At 55.0% G+C, this 4,235-nt stretch carries 3 protein-coding genes; 1 reads left to right on the top strand and 2 read right to left on the bottom strand.

Annotated elements, in window-relative coordinates; genetic code table 11:
* Positions 1-49: 49 nt before the first annotated feature.
* Together RTM06_RS01675 and fusA are read right to left on the bottom strand one after the other, a co-directional pair.
* Positions 50-643, bottom strand: a complete 594-nt coding sequence (locus tag RTM06_RS01675; RefSeq protein ID WP_312179486.1) for a LuxR C-terminal-related transcriptional regulator — start codon at positions 641-643, stop codon at positions 50-52.
* A gap of 168 nt (positions 644-811) precedes the next feature.
* Positions 812-2,908, bottom strand: a complete 2,097-nt coding sequence (fusA, locus tag RTM06_RS01670; RefSeq protein ID WP_312179485.1) for an elongation factor G — start codon at positions 2,906-2,908, stop codon at positions 812-814.
* Positions 2,909-3,119: 211 nt separating this feature from the next.
* Between fusA and RTM06_RS01665 the strand changes: the two genes are divergently transcribed.
* A complete protein-coding gene (locus RTM06_RS01665; RefSeq protein WP_312179483.1) occupies positions 3,120-4,031 on the top strand; it encodes a ketopantoate reductase family protein in 912 nt (303 codons plus the stop codon).
* Positions 4,032-4,235 lie beyond the last annotated feature (204 nt).

The raw sequence follows: 4,235 nt of genomic DNA, 5'->3' as shown, positions 1-4,235 counted from the left end.
ACCCTACATTGTAGGGTGCGCGATAATGGCGGTCGTAAGGATGGATGCTTTAAAAATTATTGGTAAAACGCTGATAGAGATGCAGGCTGTTTTTCAGATTAAGTTTTTTAACGATTTTATTCTGATGGCTATAGAGCGTTTTTTTATTTATACCGGTTATCTTCGCCACGCCTTCAATCGATTCGTACGTGAATAAACAACGCAGGAAGTTAAATTCTTTACGGGTTAAATGATCATTGATGGCGGGAGCAGCCAGCAACTGGCCGTTTTTATGCTGGCACAGCATCATCGCCAGCTGGGTACTGATGGTGCCGATTGGAGATCTTTTATCGATAAAACAATCGGCTGTGATGGCATGAGTGCTGTAATTAATTTTGTTTTTTACTGAATCTGAAAAGAAAATCAGCGTCGCATTTAAGGTGATTTTCATTCTGGTCAGATAATCTATCTGAGCCAGCGCCGTGCGGAAGTTTACCGGCAAATCAAAAATAATGATCGGTGAAAGGCTGGCGGTTTTTTCCCTGTCACTTATCAGCGTCTTCATTTCACGAAGCGTATTACAGCAAGTGATACTTGAATGTTCCAGCAGCGCAATTAAGCCCTGCTGGTGATAGCAAGACTGATCCAGATAAATGACATCCATGATTAATTTCCGATAAATATCCCTGATTCTGCGAATACTATCGGCTTCCTGGCGGAAATTAACTGTCCATTTTTGGTGCTAAATGACTCACGCGGTCGACAGGTCGATTTAAAAGTAGGCCGGGCAAGAAGTGTTACCCCTGTGCCCGGTCTGATTTCACACTAAAGCTTAGGCGCGTGCGGCGATGATGCTTTCAGCCACGTTGCGGGGTGCTTCCGCATAGTGCGCAAACTCCATGCTGTAGGTTGCGCGGCCTTGCGACATCGATCGTAGTGTGGTGGCGTAGCCAAACATCTCGGACAGCGGCACTTCGGCGCGAATAATGCGCGCACCAAAGCGTTCATCCATGCCTTGCAGCGTACCGCGCCGCGACGATAAATCGCCCATCACGCCACCGGCATACTCTTCCGGCGTTTCTACTTCCACCTGCATCAGCGGTTCGAGGATCACCGGATCGGCCCGTTTCGCGGCGGCTTTGAAACCAAAGATCGCCGCCATACGGAATGCCATTTCCGATGAATCGACATCGTGGTACGAACCAAACGTCAGCGTGGCTTTGATGTCCACCACCGGATAACCGGCCAGCACGCCGCTGTTGAGCGCTTCACGAATCCCCTTCTCCACCGAAGGGATGAACTCGCGCGGCACCACGCCGCCTTTGGTGGCGTCTTCAAAGGCAAATCCGGCACCCGCCTGCTGCGGTTCCAGCGTCAGCACCACATGGCCGTATTGACCTTTACCGCCCGACTGGCGCACAAACTTGCCTTCCACGTCACGCACCGTTTTGCGGATGGTTTCGCGATAGGTCACCTGTGGCCGACCGATGTTGGCTTCCACGCCAAACTCGCGCTTCATGCGATCCACGATAATCTCCAGATGCAGTTCGCCCATACCGGAAATGATCGTCTGGCCCGATTCCTCATCGGTGTGCAGACGGAACGACGGATCTTCGGCCGCCAGCCGCTGCAGCGCCAGGCCCATTTTCTCCTGATCGCTCTTGGTTTTCGGCTCAATCGACAGCGAAATCACCGGATCGGGAAACGCCATGCGCTCCAGTGTGATCACCGCATTAGGATCGCACAGCGTTTCGCCGGTGGTGACCTCTTTCAACCCCACGCAGGCGGCGATATCGCCGGCACGAATCTCATCGATTTCGATACGGTCATTGGCCTGCATCTGAACGATGCGACCGATGCGCTCTTTGCGCCCTTTCACCGCGTTCCACACGCTGTCACCTTTGCGCAGCACGCCGGAGTAGACGCGCACGAAAGTCAGCTGTCCGACGTAGGGATCGCTCATCAGTTTGAACGCCAGCGCCGAGAACGGCTCGCTGTCATCCGCATGACGTTCGTCGTGTTCGCCCTGCTCATTTACGCCGCTCACCGCCGGTACGTCGAGCGGCGAAGGCATCAGTTCAATCACCGCGTCGAGCATGCGCTGCACGCCTTTGTTTTTGAACGCGCTGCCGCACAGCATCGGCTGGATTTCACCGAGCAACGTGCGCTGACGCAATCCGGCAATCACCTCGTCTTCACTGAGATCGCCCTGCTCCAGATAGCGATCCATCAGCGCTTCGCTGGCTTCGGCCGCTGCTGCCACCATGTTCTCGCGCCACTCGGCGGCAAGTGCCTGTAGCTCAGCAGGAATTGGCGCATAGCTGAAGCTCATGCCTTGGCTGGCGTCGTCCCAGTAAATGGCGCGCATTTTGTTGAGATCGACCACGCCGCTGAAGTGCTCTTCCGCACCAATAGGAATGACGATCGGCACCGGATTGGCGTGCAGACGGTCTTTCATCATCTGCACCACGCGGAAGAAGTCCGCGCCCTGACGATCCATTTTGTTGACGAAGGCGATGCGCGGCACATGATATTTGTTAGCCTGGCGCCACACGGTTTCAGACTGGGGCTGCACGCCGCCAACCGCGTCATACACCATCACCGCGCCATCTAGCACGCGCATTGAGCGCTCAACTTCGATGGTGAAATCGACGTGTCCGGGCGTATCGATGATGTTGATGCGGTGCGGCGTAAAGCTGCCGTCCATGCCTGGCCAGAAGCAGCTCACCGCCGCCGAGGTAATGGTGATACCACGCTCCTGCTCCTGCGCCATCCAGTCGGTGGTTGCCGCGCCATCGTGCACTTCACCTAACTTGTGGCTCATTCCGGTGTAAAACAGGATGCGCTCAGTGGTGGTGGTTTTACCGGCATCGATGTGCGCGGAGATGCCGATGTTGCGATAACGTTCGATGGGGAGGGTTCGGGGCATGATGCGTCCTTAGTCATTCGACTCGTTCTGCGGCGCGCACCATTGCCCGCCGCTGCGCAACAGCCTAAACCTATTGTACGAGTAAATACGAACAGTTTGAGCCTTTTTTAAACATCGTTAAAATCTTGTCTCTGATTCAGCATTTACGGGCTGGAAAGCCATCGCCGCTCACTTTAAGGTAAGGCTTTCACTCTCAACGGGAAAATTGACCATGCGTATTCTGGTAGTCGGTGCCGGCGCCACCGGCGGCTATTTCGGCGCGCGTCTGGCGCAAGCAGGACGTGATGTGACTTTTCTGGTGCGCGAGCGCCGCTTTCAGCAGTTGCAGCAAACCGGTCTGGTGCTGAAAACGCCATCAGGCAGCGAAGTGATTCAGCCACAGCTGGCGCAGGCCGGTTCGCTTTCGGGGCATTTTGACCTGATTATTTTGACGGTGAAAAGCTTCGCGCTGGATCAGGCGATGACCGACATCGCGCCCGCTGTCGGTCCGGACACGCTGATCATGCCGATCCTCAACGGCATGCGACATATCGATACGCTGCGCGCGCGCTTTGGCGACAAGGTGATTGGCGGCTTGTGCAAAATCAACGCCACGCTGGGTGAAAACGGCGAAGTGCTGCAGATGACGCCGCTGCATATCCTCTATTACGGCGCGCTGGACGGTCACAACGATGCGCGTTTGCAGCGCGTGGATGAAGCGCTGCGTGCGGCGCAGTTTGATACGGTGTTTGCCGATAACATCATCAGCGAGCTGTGGGAAAAATGGTTGCTGCTCAGCACCTTGGGTGCGGTGTGTTGTCTCGCGCGCGGTAATACGCAACAGGTGCTGACGTCACAAGGCGGCGAAGCGCTGCTGCAAACTGTTTTTGGTGAAGTGTTGGCGGTGCTGAGTGCGGAAGGTTATCAGCAGCGCCCGGCGGTGACGGCGAAGATTTATGAGACGCTAAACAATCCCCAAGCAGCGATGACCTCGTCAATGTATCGCGATTTAACTCAGGGCTTTGAGATTGAGGCCGATCAGGTGATTGGCGATCTGCTGGTGCGCGGCGCACGCAGCGGCGTGGTGACGCCGTTGCTGAATGCGGTGTATGTCAATTTGCAGGTGTATGTGCAGGGTCGATAAAACGGGTCGCCAGGGATAACAATCCCCGAATTGGTTTTTCGTAGGGTGCGAATTTATACGCACCAGGTCACCATAAATGGCGACCCTACGGGATTTATAGCAATTGTGAGCCAAGAGAATGCATCGCTGCTGAAGCGCGGGTGTTGAAGCGACATCCTAACTCGCTGAGCGAATGAGGGATTCCAGGGCGAGCCGCATGGATGC

The organism is Pantoea sp. CTOTU46764 (assembly GCF_031974595.1).
GTDB lineage: Bacteria > Pseudomonadota > Gammaproteobacteria > Enterobacterales > Enterobacteriaceae > Pantoea > Pantoea trifolii.
Note: the sequence above shows the minus strand (reverse complement) of the source record. Positions and strands in the feature narration are given on the sequence as shown.

Excerpts from the sequence above, each read along its gene's own strand:
- RTM06_RS01675 (WP_312179486.1), bottom strand. The coding sequence starts at position 643 with ATGGATGTCATTTATCTGGATCAGTCTTGCTATCACCAGCAGGGCTTA.
- fusA (WP_312179485.1), bottom strand. The coding sequence starts at position 2,908 with ATGCCCCGAACCCTCCCCATCGAACGTTATCGCAACATCGGCATCTCC.
- RTM06_RS01665 (WP_312179483.1), top strand. The coding sequence starts at position 3,120 with ATGCGTATTCTGGTAGTCGGTGCCGGCGCCACCGGCGGCTATTTCGGC.